Here is a 21084-nt window from a genome sequence, read left to right on the forward strand (position 1 = left end):
CCAGGCCGAGGATGCGGTCGGTGGGTACGGGCATAAACTAAGCCCTTCTCCCATACAGGTCCCGACATGCCCCCCGTCGATCGCCTCTGCCCCTCGGCAGAAGTGCCGGCAGATGATGCCTGCACGCTTAAGTCTATAAGTAGGCCCCCCCCGGGGGCCGTATAACCATGAGGGTCATCTTGAGGGACAAGAAGCCGCTCCGGACAATGATTGGCTGCAAGATTTCTTCGACAGGGAAACTGACCTGTGGAAGCTTCGGTCGGCATCCCTTCGACGCAGCTTCCTCGCTCAGTCCCGGAATTCGAGGCCCGAGATTCCTCCAAGACACCCGCGGCACGCCCCTCACGATCGAGAAAACCGGCGCCCACGCCTGAACCAATTGCTCCTCTTCGCCCGGAGTCACCGCTGGACCGGATGGGAGGCTTCCGGTTCCCCCGGAGAAGCTGTCTCAGAAAGCGGTTGCTGCCTCCCGCGCCAGGCGCTCCTGCGCGATGGCAGGGAGGCGCGGGGTGGAACGCCACGCCTGAACTGCGCCCTGCTTCAATCAGCGGGCTCCGGCTTTGCCAAGAGCGACTGATACGCCCCAGGCAGGCTTGGGTGCAGCCGCCCTATCCACTTTCACGGCAAAGTCGCGGAAGGACACAGGTTTCCATGGCCGTTCCGGACGATCAGAAACTCATCCTTGCCCCCACATAAAGGCTGCGCCCTTCGCCCGGATATAAGACGGCAGTGTTCGCTCCCGCCGCGCGGGCATTCTGAATAGTACCGAGATCGCTGACGTGGCGCTTGTTGGTGAGGTTCCTCGCATCAAGGAAAAGCGAGAGATTCGGCGCGACCCGCAGCCCCGCCTCAAGGCCCAGTTTGAAATACTGGTTCGCCCGCAGTGTGTTGGCGTAGTCCGCCCAGGCACCCTGCGGCACCCAGTCCAGCACCGGCGAGACGAAGCCGCGCTCCTCTGGCGCCGTATAGGTCAGCACTGTCCGCAGCACATGCGGCGGAAGGCCGGCGATGCGGTTGTCGCCATATTGCCGGTCGGCGCGGAAGCGGAAGTCGTTGAACGTCCAGCTCCCCCGCAGGACGACGCGGTCGCCGGCCGCGAGGGCGCCGCGGGCGAGGTCGAGATGGCCCGCGAACTCCACCCCCTGGTTCACCGTGTTGCCGGCATTGAAGGTGCTGGCCGGAATGCTTGGATCGACAGTGAATTGCAGCAACTGGCCGCGGATGTTGGAGCGGAACAGCGTCAGGTCCCAGCCATAGCCCTCGTAGCGGCCGCGGGTGCCAAGCTCCACCGTCCAGGCGCGCTGGGCCTGCAGCGGCACCCAGAAGGGTCGGTTACCGACGGTCTGAAGCTGGTCGGAGAAATCCGGCACGTCCTGGCTGCGGGTGATGTTGGCGAAGACCTGCACCGCCGGCCGCGGCTGCCAGAGCAGCCCGATCCTCGGGTTGAGCCCCTCATAGGCACGGCCGAAGCGCTGGCCGGTCAGCCGGTTCTCGTAGTCCCGCTCGTTGCGCAGCATCTTGGTGCCGGTGACAAGGGCAACGGTCGGCAGCACCCAGAGCCGGTTCTCGGCGAAGGCCTCGTAGTTCTGCGCCCGCTGCACGCCGTTCGCTGTCAGCGCTCCGCGCGAGCCGCGGGTGTTGAGGTACTGCAGCGCATCGTTGGTCCCGGCGAAGTATCGCCCGCCGAGCACCAGCTCGCCCCGCAACCCGGCCAGCTCGTAGCGCTGCGTCCAGCGCGGGGCGATGCCCCAGGTCAGCCCGTCCTGGTCGATGACCTGGAAGATCGGGTGATGGAGCTGCTTGTGGGTGATCCAGCTGTCCACATCCACCTGCCCGGCATCGAGGCGGATGGTGGTGCGGTTGGCGAAGCGCTCGGCCCAGAGGTTGCGCGCCTGGTTGCCGCTGATGGCGGCGGGGTTGGCAGTCTGCGGCCGGTTCAGCGCATCGGCGAGGGTCAGCGAGCCAGGGAGCTGCTGCCGGACGATATAGGCGCCGGCGTAGAAGCGCGTCTCCACGCGATCGTTCAGCCGGTAGCCGAGATTGGCGTTGAACTGCTCGTATTGCCCACGGCTGTGCTGCCGCCATCCGTCGGAATGGGCGATGCTGCCGGCGGCCAGCGCATCCCATTCGCCGAAGATCGCCGAAGCCTGGCCGGAGAGCCGCCAGGTGCCATAGGTGCCGCCCTCGACGCGCAGGCTGTTTGCCTCCAGCGCGGTCCGCGCAGTCGGCGTGACGAAGTTGATGGCGCCGCCCAGCGTCGAACTGCCGAAGGCCAGCGCATTGCCGCCGGGATAGACCGCCGCCGAGCGCACTCCGCTCGGGTCGATCTGGTAGAAGTCGCCGCTCCCATCGGCGAAGTTCACCGGCACGCCGTCCTGCAGCACCTCGACGCCCCGCAGGTGGAATCCCCGCGCGATGCCAGAGCCGCGTATGGAGAGCCGCAGCTCCTGCCCATAGCGGCTTTGGACGAAGACGCCGGGCGTGTCCGCCAGCACGTCGCGCAGGGTGAAGGCGTAACGGTTGGCGAAGTCCCGCCCGTCCACGAAGCGCACGGCGGCGGGCGTCTGCTCCAGCGCCTCCCGCTGCTCGGCGACGGAGGGGACGGTGAGGGAGCCCGGCGCCTGGCCGGTGACGACGAGATCGGGGAGGGTGGTCTGGCCGAAGGCCGGGCCGGCGATTCCGGCAAGCAGCAGGGCGCGCCGCGTGGCGCGCGTAAGTGGATGCATGGTCTGGAACTCCTGACGAGAGCGACGGCGGGCGTGCTGGCGTCAGGCAGCGGGTGGGGCTCTCGGCTGCTGCGGCGGGGCGCGGGCCGGGGCGGGCGGCATGCCCTCGTGGTTGGCATAAGGCGCCGGTGCATAGGCGATGCGCAGCGCCGGCAGCTGCGGCCCGGGCGAGACCGGGGCGACGCCGCCGGGGCAGACCGGGCAGCTGTCATGCATCGCCTGAGGCGGATCGGTCGGCTGGCCGTCGGCATCGACATGCAGGACGCGGATGCCCTCCGCGGTGCAGATCTCGATGCCCGAGGCGGCCCCGAGCGCGCCCAGGCAATGTGCGAAGGCCTGGCCCCACTGCAGCATCAGCAGCAGGGCCAGCATCGCCGTCAGCAGGGGCGGGCGCCGGGCCATGCTGCCGCTATGCCGCATCGGCCGCGGCCTGTCACCCCGGCGATTCAGGCATAGGGCATGCCGACGTAGGTCTCGGCCAGCGCCGTCGCCGCGGCGCGGGAGCTGGTGACGAGCTCCAGCTCCGCCAGCTGCCGCCGGTCGTCGAATTCGCTGGCGCCCTCGAAGCGGTGCAGCATGGAGGTCATCCACCAGGAGAAATGCTGCGCCCGCCAGACCCGGCGCAGCGCCGTCGCCGTGTAGGCTTCGAGCATCGCCATACCCTGGCCGGCGAAGTGGGCACCGAGTGCGCGGTCGAGGTGCCAGACATCGCTGGCGGCGAGGTTCAGCCCCTTCGCTCCCGTGGGCGGCACCGCATGCGCCGCGTCGCCGGCAAGGAATAGCCGGCCATACTGCATCGGCTCGCAGACGAAGCTGCGCATAGGCACGATGTTCTTCTGGAAGATGCGGCCCTCCTTCAGCCGGAAGCCGTCCTCGCCCGCAATGCGCGCCTGCAGCTCCGCCCAGATCCGGTCCTCCGACCAGTTCTCGACGCTGTCGCTCGGGTCGCACTGGAAGTACATGCGCTGCACTTCCGGCGTGCGGCTGCTGATGAGGGCGAAGCCGCGCTCGTGCCGCGCATAGACCAGCTCCTCCGAGGAGGGCGGCGCCTCGCAGAGGATGCCGAACCAGCCGAAGGGATAGATGCGGAGGTAATCCTTCCGCTTGTCCGTGGGGATCGCCGGCCGGCAGGCTCCGTAGGAGCCGTCCGCCCCCACCACCATGTCGCAATGCAGCTCGCGTGCCTGCCCTTCGGCATCGGTGAAGCGCAGCACCGGCCGACCGGTCGTGACATCCGCCACCTCCGTGACCTTGGCGCTGAACAGGATATCGCCGCCCTGGGCGAGGCGGGCGGCGATCAGGTCCTTCAGCACCTCGTGTTGCGGGTAGAGCGTGGCGACGCGGCCGGTGAGCCCCTCGAAGTCGATCCGGTGGTTGCGCCCGCCGAAGCGCAGGATGGTGCCGTGATGCACCACGCCCTCCCGCCGCAGCCGATCGGCGACGCCGAGTTCCGCCATCAGGTCGACGGTGGTCTGCTCAAGGATGCCGGCGCGGATCGTCGCCTCGATTGTCGCCCGGTCGCGCGATTCGATGATGACCGAGGCGATGCCCCGTCGCTCCAGCATCAGTGAGAGCAGCAGCCCCGCCGGGCCGGCCCCGACGATCCCGACCTGTGTGCGCATCATGCCTCCTCCAACCCGCCAGGCTTCCGGTGACAGGGCTTCCACGATAGATCGGAATCATGCCGAAGCCCGCCTCCGAGCCCGAGATCACTCCGTCTCGGGAGAATGCGATCAGCTCGCCCCTGGCGGAGAGCCCGGCCTTCCTCGTCCGCCTCGCCCAGCTCCGTGCCTTCGATGAATTCCACCGCAATTTCGCCGAGCTCGGGGTGACGCCGGCGGGCTTCTCGGTCTTCGCGCTGATCGTCGCCAATCCCGGCATCCGCCCGGGCGCCATCGCCGAGGAGCTGCGGGTGAAGCCCTCCAATGTCGCGGTGCTGGTGAACGGGCTGGTCTCGGCCGGGCTGGTGCGGCGCGAAGCCGACCGGGCGGAGCTTCGGGCCAGCCTGCTGCACCCGACCGCGGACGGCAGCCGCGTCTGGCGCGAGATGGACCGCATCCAACGGGAGACCGACGCCCAATTCGCCGCCGGCCTCACCCCTGCCGAGCGCAGCCAATTCGTGACGCTGCTGCGAAAGCTCCTGCATCGCTGAGACGCTTTCTCCCCTTAGGAGATTATTATGTAGCTTAATAATCGGTGCAAGAGTCCTCCCGGAGGCTGGGTCGCATGACCGACATCACCTATGAACTCCGCGACCGCACCGCCTGGATCGGGCTGAACCGCCCGCAGAAGCGCAATGCCATCAACGACGCGCTGCTCCAGGCGATCGAAGCCGTGGTGCGCCGGGCCCAGGGCGAGGCGCGGGCGATGGTGCTCTTCGGCCATGGCCCGTGCTTCTGCGCCGGGCTCGACCTCGCCGAGCACCGGGCGCGCGAGGCGCCGGAGGTCTTCCACCACTCCCGCGCCTGGCATGCCGTCTTCTCGCTGATCCGCCGCGGGCCGATCCCGGCCATCGCCGCGCTGCATGGGGCGACGGTCGGCGGCGGGCTGGAACTGGCGGCCGCCTGCCACCTGCGCATCGCCGATGCCACGGCTTTCTTCGCCCTGCCGGAGGGCAGCCGCGGCATCTATGTCGGCGGCGGCGCCTCGGTGCATGTCGCCCGCCTTCTCGGCACGGCGCGGATGATGGACATGATGCTGACCGGCCGCGTGCTCTCCGCCGCCGAGGCGGAGCGCTTCGGCCTCGTCCAGTATCTGGTCGAGGCGGAGGCGAAGGCAACCGAGCTGGCTGGCAAGGTCGTCGAGATGGCGCCGCTCACCGTGCTCGGCGTGCTGCAGGCGCTGCCGCGCATCCAGGACATGAGCGAGGAGGACGGGCTCTTCGTCGAGAGCATGATGGCCGCGCTTGCCCAGACTGGGCCGGAGGCGGCGGCGCGGCTGGCGGATTTCGCTGACAAGCGTGGGGCGAAGGTGGCAAGGCTGTCCTCGTGAGCGATGCCCCCATCCGGCGTGCCGCCATCATCGGCACCGGCGTGATCGGCGCGAGCTGGGCGACCTGCTTCCTCGCCCGCGGCCTCGACGTAACCGCGAGCGACCCGGCGCCCAATGCCGAGGCGGTGCTGCGCGCGACCATCGCCCGGCAGTGGCCAGCGATGGAGGCGATGGGCCTCGCCCCCGGCGCCTCGACCGAGCGGCTGCGTTTCTGCTCCACTCCGGAGGGGGCGGTGGAGGCGGCGGAATTTGTCCAGGAGAGTGGGCCGGAGCGGCTGGCGTTGAAGCGGGAGGTTTTCGCCGCCCTCGATGCCGCGGCGCCGCCTGATGCTATCCTCGCCACCAGTTCCTCCACCATCACCGTCAGCGAATTCCAGGATGCCTGCGCGCGTCATCCGGAGCGGGTGGTGCTCGGCCATCCGTTCAACCCGCCGCACCTCATCCCGCTAGTCGAAGTCGCCGGCGGCACCGCGACTTCCGCCGAGACGGTGGAGCGGGCGCTCGGCTTCTACCGGATGATGCGCAAGCACCCGATCCATCTGCGGCGAGAGGTGCGCGGCCATGTCGCCAACCGGCTGCAGGCGGCGCTTTGGCAGGAGGCCTTCCATCTCGTGCAGGCCGGCGTCGCCAGCGTGGCGGATATCGATGCCGCCATCGCGCATGGGCCGGGGCTGCGCTGGGCGCTGCTCGGGCCCTTCCTCAACCTGCATCTCTCGGGCGGGCCGGGCGGCATCGGCGGGCTGCTCGAGAAGCCGCTCTGGCAGGCGACGGAGGGGATGTGGCGCGACCTCGGCCAGCTTTCGGTCGATCCAGCGCTCGGCGCGCAGGTGGCGGAAGGCGTCGCCGTGCAACTGGCCGGGCGAGATGAGGCAGAGATGCTCCGCCAGCGCGATGCACTGCTGCTCGACCTGTTGACGTGGAAGGCCGGGGCAGGGGAACTGCCCTAACCCCCTCGCAACCCCGCCTCGGCGGCCGCGAACCGCTCGGGGTCCGCCAGCACCCGCGGCACCTTGTGCTGCCCCCCGAGCTTGCCCTGCGCCCGCATCCAGCCGGCGAAGGCACCCGGCGGCAGCAATATCATCTCCGGCGACGCCATCTGCCCGCCGCGGCGATGCGCGGCATAGTCCTCGTTTGCCGCGATCAGCGCCGCATCCACCGCGCGGGCGAGCCTCTCCGCCAACTCGGGCGCGGCCGCCTCCTCCGGCTCCACCAGCCAGCGATGCGTCCCCTGCGCGCCGAGGAAGACCGGCCCCACCGTATAGTCGGCAACCGTCACGCCAAGCGCCCCGGCGGCATCGAGCAATGCCGCTTCGATCTCCTCCCCGCTCAGATGCTCTCCGAAGGCCGAGAGGCTGTAGGAGGTGCGGCCGGTGACCAGCAGCCGCGGCGGCGCACGATCGACGAAGCGCACCGTGTCCCCGAGCACATAGGACCAGAGCCCGGCGCAGGAGGTGACGACCACGGCATAGTCGATGCCCGTCTCGACGGTCGCCACCCAATGCCGCGTCGGGTTCGGCGCATCCAGCTCCTCCAGGGGGACGAATTCCCAGAACACGCCGGCATCGAGGGTGAGCCGCATGCCCTCGCCATCGCCGCGGTCAGCCAGCGCGACGAAACCTTCGCTCGCCGGATAGACCTCCCGCGTCGCGCAGCGGGTGGGGAGGAGGGGCCGCAGCCGGTCGCGATAGGGCGCCCAGGCGACGCCGCCATGGACCAGCAGCTCCAGCCCCGGCAGGGGCGGGGTTCCGTGCCGCTCGGTCAGGCGTTGCAGCAGCACCAGCAGCCAGCTCGGCGTGCCGGAGAGGACGCGGATCGCCGCCGCCGGCGTCGCCTCGGCCAGCGCCGCCAGCTTGCGGTCCCAGTCGGGAAGCAGGGCGATCTCCGGCGGCGGGAAGCTCCAGCCGCGCAGCAGCGCCGGCACCTCCGCGGCGGCGATGCCGGAAAGGTCGCCCTGCCGCACGTCGGCCGCCAGCCGCTCCAGCGCCGTCGAGCCGCCGAGCATGAAGGACGGCCCGCCGAAGATCGCGCTCCGCGGATGGTGGTGCAGATGCCAGGCCAGCACGTCGAGCGCCGCCCGCCGGTTGCCGCGCATCATCGGCGCTGTGACGGGGATGTATTTCGTCGTCCCCGATGTGGTGCCCGAGGACAGCGCGAAATAGGGCACCCGCCCCGGCCAGGTGACGTCGACCAGCACCGGATAGGCGGCCTGCCACCAGTCGCGCCAGAACTCCTCGTAGCGACGGAGCGGCACCCGCGCCTGGTACTCCGCCACACCGCGGATACCGGCGAAACCATGCGCCTTGCCGAACCGCGTCCCCGCCGCCCGGCGCAGCAGGCGCGCCAGCAGGCGTTCCTGCAGGGCGACGGGCTCCATCCGCTGCACCCGCGCGATGCGCAGCGCCGAGGTCGCCCGCAGCAGCGGCGTCGCATCGAAGGGCACGCTCATGGCCGCAGCACCGTCACGCGCGGGAACTCGGCGGCGACCGTCTCCGGCCGCAGCGGCAGGCGGATGCTGCGCCCCTCGCGCCAGAGCGGGATCTGGTCGGCGAAGGCGGCGCTGCCGAGCCAGCCATCCTGCCCGCCGAATAGCGTGAACCAATTGGAGTCGAGGTCGGCGAGATCCGAGACGTAGCGTGCCATGGAGCCGAAGCTCACCTCATGCGGGCCGTTGACCAAGCCATGCCCGGTCTTCATCGGCGTCTCGCGCGAGCCGCCGACCGGCATCTCCCCCAGCACGAAGGCGCGGCCGAGCACCGGCAGGTTCACCAGCCAGTGCGCCGCGCGCAGCTGGTGGACATCGCCCCAGACGCGATAGCGCGCGGCGAGCGGCGCCGCCTCGGCCGCTGCCTGGCGCAGCAGCGCGGCGCGGCGTGATTCCGGCAGGGCGTCGAGGTCGCGCAGCAGGAAGGTGGTGACGAAATTCCACCCCGTCTCCGGGCCGCGTCCGTTGCTGCCCTCCGGCAGCAGGCCGGGCAGCAGCCGGGCGAGCACCAGTTCGAAGACCAGCGCGGCGCGACTACCGGCGGCATAATCGCCATCCCAGCCGCGCAACGGGCCGAGGAAGTCCGGCGCCCCGCCCTGCAGCGCGTCGAACCGCGCCAGCAGCCCGGCCGCCAGCACCGCGGCCTTCGGCGCCAGAGTGTCGCGCTGCAGGGCGGCAAGGTCCTCCGGCCGCAGCTTCGGCCGGGCCAGCAGCAGTGCCCGCAGCCGGGCCACGCGATCGCCGTCGCTGAAGAAATAGCCAAGCGGCGGCGGGTCCTTTGCCCAGAGGCTCGGGTTTTCGTTGGCCGAGGCGAGCACGCCCTCCGGCGGGTTCTCCAGCGCCGGCAAATCGCCGGCATGCAGCAGGTGCGACCAGGGGCCGGTGGCCGCAGGATCGCCCCCGTCGAGGACCGGGCCGTCGGCGGGGAAGCCGCGCCGCGCTGGCAGGATGGCCGCCGTCAGCCGCCCGATCGTCCCGGCCCGGTCGGCATAGAGGAAATTTTGCGGTGAGACGGCGAAGCTGTCGAAGCTTGCCCGGAACTCGGCGCCGCTCCGGGCGCGGGCGGCGCGCAGCAGGCTGGTGATCTCATCCGCCGGCTCCTGCCCCGCCCAGCGCAGTGCGAGCGTCTCGCCCGGCCGGCCCGGCACCACGCGCGCATCGGTCAGCACCGGCCCGAGCGGCGACATCCGCACTCGCCGCGTCGTGCCGAACCAGAAGCGCTGGCGGACTGTCGTCTCGCTTTCGGCGAAGGCTTCCGGCGGCAGGCCCGAAACATCGAACAGGTCGGAGGAAGCGGCGCGGAGATTGGTCCCGCCCCAGGCCACCTCCGGGTTGCGGCCGAGGCCGATGATCGGCACCCCCGGCACCATCATCCCGACGGCATGGAAGGAGGGCGAACGCATCCCCACCAGCAGCCAGAGATTGGGTAGCGACAGGCCGAGATGCGGGTCGGAGGCCAGCATCGCCGCCCCCGAGGCGCTATGTGTGGGCGCGACCGCCACCGCATTGCTGCCCGCGCGGGAGAGGCCGGCCAGCAGTCCCGGCAGGTTGGCCTCGCGCGGCGAGGGTGGGGTGAGGTTGGCCCCCGCCTCCAGCGTCCGCCGCCAGGCCGTGGCGAAGCCCGGCTTCCCCCGCTCGGCCAGCAGGGAGAAGTAGGAGAACCAGTTTACGTCCGTCCCCGCCAGCCGGCCGATCGCCAGCAGGTCGGTGGTGGTGAAGGCCTCCCGCCGCAGCCCGAGCAGGCCAAATTCCGGTGGCCGCGGCCCCTCCAGAGCGGCCTTATTCAAGCCGGCGAGGAAGGCCGTCATGAAGGCCCGCGTCTCCGCCGGCCAGCGCCGCTCGATCTCCGGCGCCGCGCGGTCGAAGCCGAGGATGCGGATCGCGTGGTCGTAGTCCCGCGCCAACGGCCCGGCCATCTCGGAAAGCCGCCCGCGCGCCACCATCCGCAGCAGGGCGATCTGCCCGCCGCGCAGATGCCCGTGCACCAGGCCAAGCGCATAGGCGAGGTCTCCATCCGACCCGGCCTCTATCCAGGGCACCAGATGCTCGTTCCAGCGGATGGTCACCGGACCGGTGAGGCCGAGCCCCTCCCGTGGCAGGGCGGTCAAGCGCTGGTCGATCCCGGCCGGCCGCGGCGCCAGCGCGCCACAGCCTGGCAGCAGGGCAAGCAGCGCCAGCATCGCGGCCATGCCCGGCCGCTTCCCCTTCGAATCCGTCACGCTGCGCTCCCTGGCGGTCATCAGGGAGATTGGCCGCAGGCCTCGCCAAGCAAGCCGCGGAAACGAAACCGGAGGGTCAGCCCCCGCCGGCCACCTGCCGGATGGCATCGACCAGCCGGGCGAGCTCGATCGGCTTGGTCAGCAATTCGAGCGGGGCGGACCCGTCATGCAGTTCCGTCGTGCCGCCATGGGGAGGATAGCCGGTCATGACCACAACCGGCAGCTTTGGCCGGCCAGCACGCAGCCGGGCGATCAGCGCGCGCCCATCGAGCCGCGGCATGCGAAGATCGGTCAGCAGCACGTCGAACAGGGTGCCGGTGCTGGCCAGCTCCAGAGCCGCCTCGCCATCCGGGGCGGCGATCACCTCGAAGCCCGCATCGACCAGCCCTTCCTCGAGAACCTCGGCGGCGAGCCGCTCGTCCTCGGCCATCAGTACGCGAAGAGGGATCGCCGTCATGCCGGATGTTCCCGCGCCAATGGGAGCGCAACCTGGAACACCGCGCCGGCCCCTTGGTTCAGCCAGGCCAGCCTGCCGCCCATGCTGCGGAGGATGCCGGCGGCGATGGGCAGGCCGAGGCCGGTGCCCTCGCCGGGTTCCTTGCTGGTGACAAAAGGCTCCAGGATGCGCTGCCCGAGGGCGGCGGAGACACCACCGCCGGTATCCTGCACGGCGAGGGTCATCTGCCCCGAATGCGGCCCGGGGCGAAGGGTGACATGAATCTGCGCCGGCGCGTCCGGCTCCTCCCGCCGGCGGCGTAGAACGGCGTCGCGGGCATTCTCCAGCAGGTGGAGCAGGGCTTGCTCGAATTGCGCGGCACGGCCGGTCACCGGGGCCGGTTCCGGCGCTTCGATCGCGACCTCGATTCGGTCGAGCGCCCAGGAGCGGCGGGCGACATCCACCGCGGCGGCGGCAGCCTCGGCGGCATCGAAGGTCTCGGCGGCGCCCGGGGTGTCGCGCGCCAGCTCCCGCATCCGCTCCAGCAGGGCGCCGAGGCGGCGGGTCTGGCCGAGGATCACCTCGATCGCCCGGCGCGGGCCGGCGGCGGCCTCCAGCGTGGCGCGGGCGCGGTCGGCCCAGAGGCCGATGATGTTGACCGGCTGGCTCATCTCATGCGCGACGCCGGCGCACATGGCGCCGATGGTGGCCCGCCGTGCCGCCTCCACCAGATCGGCCTGCAACCGGCGCAGCTCGGTCACGTCGCGCAGGCTGCCGAGCAGGCGGCGCGGCTGGCCGTCGAGCGCGGGCAGCGGGGCGAGCACGGTATGCCAGTGCCGCGTGCTGTCGGGGCCGGCGATGGCACTTTCCCAGTCGCGCGGCGCGCCGCTGACGAGGCAGGCGTTGAAGGCGTGGTCCAGCTCGGCGGCCGGCGCGGCCTCCAGCAGCGCCGCCGGGCCGCTGCCCTCCACCGTCTCGCGCGGCCGGCCGAAGAGGCGGCAGAAGCTCGGATTCACCGTCTCGAAGACGAAGCCCCCGCGTTCCGCCCGCACGACGAAGAGGGCATCCGACATATGCTCGAAGAAGCCGGCGAGCCGCGCCTCGCTCTGCCGCGTGCGCATCTCGGCCTCGCGCCGCTCGGCGACCTCGCGCGAGAGGGCCGCATTGGCCTCGGCTAGCTCGCTGGCGGAGGGTATCGCCAGCACCCGCGGCAGCAACGGCCAGAGGGCGATGGCGGTGATCACCGACACCACCGCCGTCATCGCCTTCACCGCCCCTTCCAGCCCGTAATCCGGGTACCAGAGGGTCCAGATCGAGAGGAAATGCGTCGCCCCGCACGCCAGGATGAACAGCGCGAACAGCTCGAAGGCCCAGGGGAAGACGAGGTCCCGCCGGCGCAGCGCGATGACGATGAGCACCACCGGGATGGACCAGTAAGCGAGGCCGGTCAACGCATCCGAGACGACATGCAACCAGAGCAGTTCCGGTCGCCATAGGAGACAGACGCCATGGGGCGCCAGCGCATCGCTATCGAAGAATGCGGCCAGGTTGGGCATTAAGTCGAACCACCGATCAGGACAGGGCAACCGCGCATCGTGGCGTGCGCGAGTTCGGGAGCTGCGTACAACTTCGGCGTGTAGACAAGCGCAAGACCGCGAGAGAAACACCGCCGCGTCGACAGATGTTCATTCTGGAACGCGAAGGTTGAATGGTGCAAACCATGCCAACCGCTCGCGCGTCAACGAATCCCGCTGACAAACATCGCGAGCACGTCAATGCCGGTGTGAGGCTCGGGTGAGCGCCAGCACCGGCAGCAGCCCCGCCGCGACGATGAGCAGCGCCGAGGTGCTGGCCTCCGCCAACCTTTCATCGGCGGCGAGGTTGTGGACCCGGACGGCCAGCGTGTCGAAGTCGAAGGGGCGGATAATGAGCGTCGCCGGCAACTCCTTCATCGTATCGACGAAGACGAGGAGGCCCGCGGTCAGCAGGCTCGCGCGGGCGAGTGGCCATTCGACCCGCAGCACCGCCGCGGCCGGCCCGGCGCCAAGACTGCGCGCCGCCTCGCGCAGGCTCGGCCGCAGCCGCGCCAGCCCTGCCTCCACCGCGGAGAGGGCAACGGCCAGGAAGCGCACGAGATAGGCGAAGACCAGCGCCGCGATTCCGCCCGAGAGCAGCAGGCCGGTCGAGACCCCGAAGCGTGCCCGCATCCAGCCATCGAGCGCATTGTCGAACAGGCCGAGCGGCACCAGCGTGCCGACGGCGATGACGGAGCCCGGCAACGCATAGCCAAGCCCCGCCACGCGCAGGGCCACACGCTGCGCCGGCCGCGGATGCAGCCGCGCCGCCCAGCCGAGCAGCGCCGCCAGCAGCACCGCGAGCAGTGCCGCCAGCCCGGCGAGGGTCACGCTGTTGCGGGCGAAGGGCAGGAAGCGCTCGGGCGAGAGCGGATCGCCGACCTGCAGCATCAGCGCCAGCAATGTTCCCGCCGGTACCAGGAAGCCGAGCGCCACCGGCAGTGCACAGGCGAGGAAGGCCGCAGCCGCCCGCCAGCCCCGCAGCGGTGCCGGCCGCAAGGGCACTTCCCGCGCGGTCGTCGCATGGAAGCGCCGACCGCCGCGGCTCGCCCGCTCGAAAACCAGCAGCAACGCCGCCAACCCCATCAGGCAGGCGGCGAGCTGGCTGGCCGCGCCACGGTCGCCCAAGCTGAACCAGGCCTCGTAGACGCCGGTGGTGAGGGTGCGCACGCCGAAATGCTGCACCGTGCCGAAATCCGCCAGCGTCTCCATCAGCGCCAGCGCCACGCCCCCGGCAATGGCCGGCCGCGCCATCGGCAAGGCGAGGCGGAAGAAGCAGCCGGTGAGGGACCGACCGAGCGTCCGCGCCGCCTCGACCAGCCCCAGGCTCTGCTGCGCGAAGGCGCTGCGGCAGAGGAGGTACACATAAGGATACAGCACCAGGCCGAGCATCAGCGCCGCCCCGGGCAGGCTGCGGATTTCGGGGAACCAGTATTGGCCCCAGCGCAGCCCGGTCGCGCTGCGGAAAGCGGTTTGCACTGGCCCTGCCACATCGAGCAGCCAGGTATAGGCATAGCCGCAGACATAGGCCGGCATCGCCATCGGCAGCAGCAACGCCACTTCCAGCATCCGGCGCCCCGGGAAGCGGCAGGCGGTGACCAGCCAGGCCGTGAGCGTGCCGGTACCGGCCGTGATCGCCCCGACACCGAATGCCAGCAGGGCGGAGTTGCCCAGCATCTCCGGCAGTGTGGTGCCGGCGATATGGCGCCAAGCGGCACCCGCCGGCCCCGCCGCCGCGGCCAGGACGGCGAGCAGCGGCGCGGCGACCAGCGCGGCCAGGGGCAGGGCGAGCAAGGCCCAGGCCGGAGCCCGGCGGGCCCTGGGTTTATTGGGCAGCCTTCTTCGCCTTCCAATCGGCGACCGAGAGGCGGGGCACCTCGATCCGGTCCGTGGTGCGGGCATACCAGCCGCGGCCATGCATGCGGCCGAGCAGGTTCAGCTTCGGCGTATCGACGTAACACTTCGCTGGGTCGAGCACGCAATCGTCCTGGATATGCACCGCGACGACACGGCCGAGCACGACGGTGTGCTCCCCGGCCGGGACCAGCTGGTAGGTGACGCATTCCAGCGCCACTGGGCTCTCCGCGATGCGCGGCGGCTTCACCTTGGCGGAGGCGATGCGGGTGAGTCCGGCCTCGGCGACCTCATCCACCCCGGCCGGGAAGTCCACCGCCGTGGCATTCATCTGATGGACCGCCTGCTCCGGCACTAAGCAGACGACGAATTCGCCGGTCGCCTTAATGTTGGCGCAGGTGTCCTTCAGCGCGCCCGGCGCCTTCGGCCCGCAGCCGATGCCAACCACCACGGGGTTGGAGGAGAAGGCGTTGAAGAAGGAGTAGGGCGCCGCATTGGTCACCCCCGCGGCATCCTGGGAGACGACCCAGGCGATCGGGCGGGGCACGACGGAGGAGACGATCAGCTTGTAGCAATCCTGCGGATTGAGCGTCTCGAAATCGAACAGCATCGGCGGCGTATCCTTCATCGCGTCATGGTGAAGAAAGTGCCGCCCGGCGACAGGCCTGTCGAGTGGGGCGTTTGCGGGATGTTAAAACCTGAGGCGGCATGCTTGGCGCGTAAGGAGATACCCCGATGCGCCTGTTCCGTGACCTCTCAGTCGGCCGAAAATTCGCCGCCAGCGCGATCCTCGCAGTTTTGCTGCTGATCGGTATGGTAGGGCTGGTGCGACGGGATCTGGGCCTGGCCCGGGAGCAGAGCGTAGCGGAACGCGCCGCCATCGCCGCAGCCGGCTCGGCGCAGCAGGCGGCAGTCCATGTCGCCCGCATCGCCACCGCCTCCCGCGGCCTGAGGACGGCGCAGACACCGGAGACGCTGGCCGCGGAACTCGCCCGGGTCGAGGAGGAGGCCCAGCTCACCCGGCAGCAGCTGGAGGCCGCCGGCGCCGCCAGAATCGCGCGCGGGACGCTGGCAGAAGCGGCTTCGGTACTTGGCGAGTACCTGACAGTGGCGGCCGAGCAGGCGACCCAGCGGCGCCAGATGATCGCCGAACGCGACGGGCCCCTGACGCGCTCCAGTGCCGATTACGACCAGGCCTATGAGGCCGCCGCCTCGATGATCGACTTCGATGTGCCCGCCGACCTGCGGGAGGAAGCCAGGCAACGCCTTGGCACCTTGCATGGGGCCGTGAATGAGGTCCGTCTCGGCATCCAGCGCTTCCTGGCGACCGAGGATGACGCCCAGGCCCGGCGCGTCCGTCGTGCCGCAGCCCAGCTCGGGGTGCATCAACGGGCGCTCTCCGCGCTGGTGCCCGAAGGGGCCGCGCGGGTGCCGCTGACGCGCCTGGCCGAGTTGGCGCAGGCCACGAGTCGCTCCGCAGTCGAGGTGGTGCGGCTGGCCGAGTCCATCGCCGCTCTTCGTACCCAGCGTGCCAACCCCCTCCGCCAGGCGCTGGAGGACCATATGGCCGAAGCCGGGCGCCAGCTCGCGGCGGAGGCGGCGGAGCGCAACCAGGCCAGCGCCGCGGCAGAGGTCCGGCTGGAGCGAAACGTTCTGTGGATCGGCGTCGCGGTGGCGCTGCTGCTCGCCCTGTCCGGCTGGGCGAGTGCCCGCGCGATCGGTACCCCGCTGCGCCGGCTGGCCGACGCGGTGCGCGCCATCGCCGCGGGCGATGCGACGGTCGAGGTGCCGGACCGCGGGAGGCGCGACGAGATCGGCGGAATCGCCAATGCGCTGGAAGGGCTGCGCGGCACCGTGCAACGCGCCTTCGCCCAGCAGCAGATGCTGGAGCAGCTGCCGATCGCGGTGATGACCGCCGATCCGCGGGACGATTTCCGCATGGGCTACATGAACCCGGCGACACATGCGCTGTTCGGCCGCATCGGCAACTGGCTGCCCTGTCCGGTGGAGGAGATGGTGGGCCGGAGCATCGATATCCTGCATCGCCACCCGGAGCACCAGCGCGCAATCCTTGCGGATCCGAGTCGCCTGCCGCACAAGGCGCGCATCCGGCTGGGTGAGGAGGTGCTCGATCTCACCGTCAGCGCCATCCGCGATGCCGAAGGCCAGTATGTCAACGCCATGCTGGTCTGGTCGCTGGTGACGGCCCAGGCACGGCTTGCCGACCGGTTCGAGGCGGAGATCGGCGGCGTGGTCGAGGCGGTGTCGACCGCGGCGGCACAGATGCAAGAGGCGGCCCGGGCGCTCACCGGCGCTTCCGAAACCAGCGGGCGGGAGGCGGATGCAGTGGCAGAGGCCGGACATCAGGCCGGAGCCGATGTGCAATCCGTCGCGGCGAGCGCCGAGGAACTGGCAGCGAGCGTCGCCGAGATCAGCCGTCAGGTCGCCGATGGCGCCGCCGTGGCACGCGATGCGGCGGCCGAGGCGCGGGCCACGGATGAGACGGTGCAGGGCCTCGCTCAGGCGGCGCAGCGCATCGGCGATGTGGTGCGGTTGATCGGCGACATCGCTGGCCAGACCAACCTGCTGGCGCTGAATGCGACCATCGAGGCTGCCCGCGCCGGCGAGGCCGGCAAGGGCTTTGCAGTAGTGGCGAGCGAGGTGAAACAGCTTGCCGGCCAGACCGCCAAGGCCACGGAGGAGATCGCCAGCCAGGTCGGCGGCATCCAGACGGCGACGGAGAAGGCGGTCACGGCGTTGCGCTCCATCGGCGGCACCATCGAGCGCATCAACGAGGTGACGGCGGCGATCGCCGCGGCCGTCGAGGAGCAGGGCAGCGCAACGCAGGAAATCGCCCGCAGCGCCAGCCAGGTGGCATCCGGCACGGCGGCCGTGGCCCGGCGCATTCAGGACGTGCAGCGCGCGGCGCAGGAGACGGGCGAGGCCTCGGCCGGTCTGCTCGGCGCCGCGGATGGGCTGGGTGGCCATGCCGGCACGCTCCGCGCCCGCGCCGGCGAGTTCCTGGAAGGAATCCGCCGGGCATAGCGCCCGGCCCGGGCCGGCGATAGCCTCGGCGCCAAACCGCTGGAGGAGCGCAGCCCATGCAACCGACCGAACAGGTCCCGGCCGTCTACCACCGCCGCATCGGCGACATCACCCTCACCGCCATCGGTGACGGGCATCTGGATGGCTCCATGGCTGTCATCCAGAACATCGCACCGGAGGAGGCCGCGCAGATGTTGCGCGAGGCCTTCCGCCCGGTACCGCGGCGGACGGCGGTGAACACCTTCCTCATCCGCTCCGGTCGGCGGACGGCGCTGGTCGATACCGGCTGCGGAACGGCGATGGCGGCGAGCGCGGGCAAGCTGTTCCGCAACCTGGCGGCGGCGGGCGTCGATCCGGGGGAGATCGACACGGTCTTCCTCACCCATATGCATCCCGACCATTCGAACGGCCTCTCGGCGAACGGGATGCCGCTCTTCCCCCGGGCGGAACTGGCGATGCATGAGGCCGAGCATCGCTTCTGGCACGACGACGCGGCCATGGCGCGGGCCGACGAGGCGAGCCGCGAGCGCAACTTCCAGGCCTGCCGCGACCAGTCGGCTCCCTACCGGGACCGGCTGAAGCTGTTCAGCGGCGGCGAGGTCTTCCCCGGCGTCACCGCCATGCCCTTTCCCGGCCATACGCCCGGGCATAGCGGCTACCTGTTGGCCTCCGGCGGCGAGAGCCTGCTGATCTGGGGCGACATCATACACGTGCCGGAGATCCAGGTGCCGCGGCCGGAGGTCACCATGGCCTTCGACGTTGATCCAACCCAGGCGGAGGCGACGCGGCGCCGGGTCTTCGAGATGGTGGCGAGCGAGGGGCTGGCGGCCGCCGGGATGCACATGCACTTCCCCGGCTTCCTCCATCTGACCCGGCGCGGCACGGGCTATGCGCTGATCCCGGAGGCCTGGGCGACCGCCCTTTAGCGTGGCAGGGTGCCGCGCCACCATCGAAAGGGAGGAATGGCGCATGCTCGCACCGGGTCGGCCGAAGCCGAAACCAACACCGGAAACCCAGCATTTCTGGGATGGCTGCAAGCAGGGCAAGCTGCTGCTGCAGCGTTGCGGCGATACGGGCAAGGCCTATTTCCCGCCGCGCCCCTTCAGCCCCTATACCGGCACGCGGAACGTGGAGGTCTTCGAGGCCTCGGGCCGCGCCAAGCTGCACAGCTACGTCATCCATCACCGCCCTGTCCCCGGCTTCACCCCGCCCTACGCCATCGCGGTGGTGGAGCTCGAGGAAGGACCGCGGCTGATGACCAACATTGTGGATTGCGAGCAGACGCCGGAGGCGCTCCAGCTCGACATGCCGATGGAGGTTGCCTTCACCCCGCTCGACGAGGAGGTCACGCTGCCCCTCTTCCGCCCCGCGAAGGAGAGCAAGTAATGATCCGTCCGGGAGAGATTGCCGTCGTCGGCGCGGCCGAATCGACGAAGATTGGCGCCGTGCCGGGCATGTCGCAGATCATGCTGCATGCCGATGCCGCGCTGAATGCGATGGAGGAGACGGGGCTGAAACCGGGCGACATCGACGGCGTCGCCTGCGTCGGCCCGATGATGCCGCAGCAGATCGCGCATTACCTCGGCATCACGCCGAAATGGGTGGACGGCACCGGGGTGGGGGGCTGTTCTTTCATGCTGCATGTGCGGCATGCAGCGGCGGCCATCCATGCCGGCTATGCCAAGACCATCCTCATCACCCATGGCGAGAGCGGCAAGTCGCGCATCAATGCGACGCCCCGCCCGCCGGAGCCGGAGAGCCTGAACGGCCAGTTCGAGGTGCCCTACGGCCCCTTCGGCCCGCCGACGCTCTTCCCCATCCCCGTGCTGCGCTACATGAAGGAGCGCGGCGTCAGCCACGAGGACCTGGCAATGGTCGCCGTGGTGCAACGGGAATGGGCGGGCAAGAACCCGCGCGCCATGTTCCGCGACCCGATCACGGTCGATGACGTGCTGAACAGCCGGATGATCGCCTACCCCTTCCGCATCCTGCAATGCTGCCTGGTGACGGATGGCGGCGGCGCGTTGATCCTGACCAGCGCCGACCGGGCGAAGGACTTCCCGACCAAGCCGGTCTACATCCTTGGAACCGGCGAATCGGTCGAGACCAACATGGTCTCGCAGATGAAGGACTTCACCTCCTCCTCCGCCTTCCGGGTCGCGGGGCCGACGGCGATTGAGGCGGCGGGGATCGACCGCTCGGCCGTGGATCACATGATGATCTACGACGCCTTCGCCCATCTGCCGCTCTACGGGCTGGAAGATCTCGGCTTCTGCAAGCCGGGCGAGGCGGCGGGCTTCATCCGCGAGGGCAACACCCGGCCAGGCGGCAAGCTGCCGCTCAACACCAATGGCGGCGGCCTGTCCTACACCCATACCGGCATGTACGGCATGTTCGCCCTGCAGGAGAGCATCCGGCAGATGCGCGGCACGGCGCCGGCCCAGGTGCCGGATGCGAAGATCTCCGTCTGCCATGGCGTCGGCGGCATGTTCAGCGCCAGCGGCACGGTCGTCTTCTCCAACCAGAAGCCGTGACAAAACAGGGGCGGTGCTGCGGCGCCGCCCCATCCAACCCACTGATTTTCAACCGGAAAAAGGCATGGTGGGCGCAACAGGGATTGAACCTGTGACCCCTACCGTGTCAAGGTAGTGCTCTACCGCTGAGCTATGCGCCCATGCCTGCGGTGCGGCTATCTAGCGTGGCGTTGCCGTCACGGCAAGCCATCCTGCGGCCGATGATGACACTTCCCCGCAGCTATGGCTTGATCGGCCCTGATGGACCTTCCCTTGACCCCGGATGCCGGGCCGCCGCTCCAGGATGAGCCGCTGCCCTACGGCCTGATCCGCCCCGCCACGCATCGCGTCCCGGTCATATTCGCCTCGCCGCATTCCGGCCGGGCCTATCCGGCGGATTTCGTCGCCGCCGCGCGGCTCGACCCGGTGGCGCTCCGCAAGTCGGAGGACGGTTTCGTCGACGAGCTTTTCGGCGCCGCCCCGGCCGAAGGTATGCCGCTCCTGGCCGCGACCTTCCCCCGCGTCTTTTGCGACGTGAACCGGGAGCCCTGGGAACTCGACCCGGGCATGTTCGACGGCCCGCTGCCCCCTTGGGTTAACACCGCCTCGCCCCGCGTCGGCGCCGGGCTCGGCACCATCGCCCGCGTGGTGGCGTCAGGGGAGGCGGTCTATCGCCGCAAGCTGAGCTTCGCCGAGGCGGAGGACCGCATCCGCCGCTTCTGGCAGCCCTACCATGCGGCGCTGGCGGCGCTGATCGCCGAGACCCGGGCGGAATTCGGTACCTGCCTGCTGATCGATTGCCACTCCATGCCGACGCACCCGGCCCAGGCGGCGAACCCGCCCGACTTCGTCCTGGGCGATGCCCATGGCACCGCCTGTGCCCCGCGTGCGACCCGGCTGGTGGAGGAAGCGCTGGCAGGCATGGGCTACCGGGTACGGCGAAATGACCCCTACGCCGGCGGCTACGTCACCCGCCATTACGGCCGGCCGCGCGAGGGGGTGCATGCCCTACAGATCGAGGTCGCCCGGCCGCTCTACATGGATGAGGCGCGGATCGAGCGGCTGCCCCGCATGGCGGCGCTCCAGGCCGACATCACCCGGCTGATCGCCGGCCTTGCCGCGACCGACTGGCGCTTCCTGGGCTGATTTCGGACAAAAGGCAGTAGGACGCGCGCGGCGTCGCCGCGCCTCCGGCCCGCAGACAAAAAAAAGGGCGGTGGCTTGCGCCACCGCCGAGTTTAGGG

17 protein-coding genes and 1 tRNA gene are annotated in these 21084 nt (G+C 70.3%); 8 read left to right on the top strand and 10 right to left on the bottom strand.

Translation table 11 applies throughout. The annotated features are described in order from the left end of the window. Nucleotides 1–668: 668 nt before the first annotated feature. Genes EP26_RS08090 through EP26_RS08100 form a run of 3 tightly spaced genes read right to left on the bottom strand, consistent with a single transcriptional unit; the run spans nt 669 to nt 4351 of the window. Nucleotides 669–2726, bottom strand: a complete 2058-nt coding sequence (locus EP26_RS08090; RefSeq protein ID WP_043337672.1) for a TonB-dependent receptor family protein — start codon at nt 2724–2726, stop codon at nt 669–671. 42 nt (nt 2727–2768) lie between these two features. Beyond that, the gene (locus tag EP26_RS08095) at nt 2769–3128 is read right to left on the bottom strand and encodes a DUF2946 family protein (protein WP_157033443.1); all 360 of its coding nucleotides are present in this window, start codon (nt 3126–3128) and stop codon (nt 2769–2771) included. A 44-nt stretch (nt 3129–3172) separates the two neighbouring features. After that, nucleotides 3173–4351: a 4-hydroxybenzoate 3-monooxygenase gene (locus tag EP26_RS08100; protein WP_342669093.1), complete on the bottom strand. Its 1179-nt coding sequence runs from the start codon at nt 4349–4351 to the stop codon at nt 3173–3175. 56 nt (nt 4352–4407) lie between these two features. On the opposite strand from EP26_RS08100, the gene EP26_RS08105 reads away from it, so the two are divergent. From EP26_RS08105 to EP26_RS08115, 3 genes are all read left to right on the top strand, one after another. Next, nucleotides 4408–4878, top strand: coding sequence for a MarR family winged helix-turn-helix transcriptional regulator (locus EP26_RS08105; RefSeq protein ID WP_052388937.1), 471 nt, complete (start codon nt 4408–4410; stop codon nt 4876–4878). 74 nt (nt 4879–4952) lie between these two features. Next, nucleotides 4953–5717: a crotonase/enoyl-CoA hydratase family protein gene (locus EP26_RS08110; protein ID WP_043337674.1), complete on the top strand. Its 765-nt coding sequence runs from the start codon at nt 4953–4955 to the stop codon at nt 5715–5717. Beyond that, entirely contained in the window at nt 5714–6664 is a 951-nt protein-coding gene (locus EP26_RS08115) for a 3-hydroxyacyl-CoA dehydrogenase NAD-binding domain-containing protein (RefSeq protein ID WP_043337675.1), read from the top strand. Before EP26_RS08110 ends, EP26_RS08115 begins: the two co-directional genes overlap by 4 nt. On the opposite strand, the gene EP26_RS08120 is transcribed toward EP26_RS08115, so the two are convergent. The 6 genes from EP26_RS08120 to EP26_RS08145 all read right to left on the bottom strand — a co-directional run bounded on the left by EP26_RS08120 (nt 6661) and on the right by EP26_RS08145 (nt 14892). Further along, the gene (locus tag EP26_RS08120; RefSeq protein ID WP_052388938.1) at nt 6661–8163 is read right to left on the bottom strand and encodes a GH3 family domain-containing protein; all 1503 of its coding nucleotides are present in this window, start codon (nt 8161–8163) and stop codon (nt 6661–6663) included. The genes EP26_RS08115 and EP26_RS08120 overlap by 4 nt on opposite strands. Continuing rightward, complete coding sequence (locus tag EP26_RS08125) at nt 8160–10418, bottom strand: penicillin acylase family protein (RefSeq protein WP_043337764.1); 2259 nt, start codon at nt 10416–10418, stop codon at nt 8160–8162. Before EP26_RS08125 ends, EP26_RS08120 begins: the two co-directional genes overlap by 4 nt. A gap of 76 nt (nt 10419–10494) precedes the next feature. Next, complete coding sequence (locus EP26_RS08130) at nt 10495–10875, bottom strand: response regulator (RefSeq protein ID WP_043337676.1); 381 nt, start codon at nt 10873–10875, stop codon at nt 10495–10497. Next, the gene (locus EP26_RS08135) at nt 10872–12410 is read right to left on the bottom strand and encodes a sensor histidine kinase (RefSeq protein ID WP_043337678.1); all 1539 of its coding nucleotides are present in this window, start codon (nt 12408–12410) and stop codon (nt 10872–10874) included. Before EP26_RS08135 ends, EP26_RS08130 begins: the two co-directional genes overlap by 4 nt. 216 nt (nt 12411–12626) lie before the next feature. Continuing rightward, entirely contained in the window at nt 12627–14222 is a 1596-nt protein-coding gene (locus tag EP26_RS08140) for an ABC transporter permease (RefSeq protein ID WP_245624328.1), read from the bottom strand. Nucleotides 14223–14253: 31 nt separating this feature from the next. Next, nucleotides 14254–14892: a flavin reductase family protein gene (locus tag EP26_RS08145; RefSeq protein WP_043337679.1), complete on the bottom strand. Its 639-nt coding sequence runs from the start codon at nt 14890–14892 to the stop codon at nt 14254–14256. Nucleotides 14893–15017: 125 nt separating this feature from the next. Here EP26_RS08145 and EP26_RS08150 point away from each other — a divergent pair, with 125 nt between their 5' ends. Genes EP26_RS08150 through EP26_RS08165 form a run of 4 tightly spaced genes read left to right on the top strand, consistent with a single transcriptional unit; the run spans nt 15018 to nt 19861 of the window. Then, nucleotides 15018–17327, top strand: coding sequence for a methyl-accepting chemotaxis protein (locus tag EP26_RS08150; protein WP_043337680.1), 2310 nt, complete (start codon nt 15018–15020; stop codon nt 17325–17327). Nucleotides 17328–17383: 56 nt separating this feature from the next. Next, entirely contained in the window at nt 17384–18253 is an 870-nt protein-coding gene (locus EP26_RS08155; protein WP_052388940.1) for an MBL fold metallo-hydrolase, read from the top strand. A 43-nt stretch (nt 18254–18296) separates the two neighbouring features. Beyond that, entirely contained in the window at nt 18297–18713 is a 417-nt protein-coding gene (locus EP26_RS08160) for a Zn-ribbon domain-containing OB-fold protein (RefSeq protein WP_043337681.1), read from the top strand. Beyond that, the gene (locus tag EP26_RS08165) at nt 18713–19861 is read left to right on the top strand and encodes a thiolase C-terminal domain-containing protein (protein ID WP_211259397.1); all 1149 of its coding nucleotides are present in this window, start codon (nt 18713–18715) and stop codon (nt 19859–19861) included. The genes EP26_RS08160 and EP26_RS08165 overlap by 1 nt, the downstream gene beginning before the upstream one ends. 65 nt (nt 19862–19926) lie before the next feature. Here EP26_RS08165 and EP26_RS08170 read toward each other — a convergent pair. Next, a tRNA-Val gene (locus EP26_RS08170) sits at nt 19927–20001 on the bottom strand. Between the two features lie 100 nt (nt 20002–20101). On the opposite strand from EP26_RS08170, the gene EP26_RS08175 reads away from it, so the two are divergent. Continuing rightward, a complete protein-coding gene (locus EP26_RS08175; protein ID WP_043337683.1) occupies nt 20102–20986 on the top strand; it encodes an N-formylglutamate amidohydrolase in 885 nt (294 codons plus the stop codon). The last annotated feature ends 98 nt before the right edge of the window (nt 20987–21084 follow it).

This window comes from Belnapia moabensis DSM 16746, assembly GCF_000745835.1.
GTDB classification, from domain to species: domain Bacteria; phylum Pseudomonadota; class Alphaproteobacteria; order Acetobacterales; family Acetobacteraceae; genus Belnapia; species Belnapia moabensis.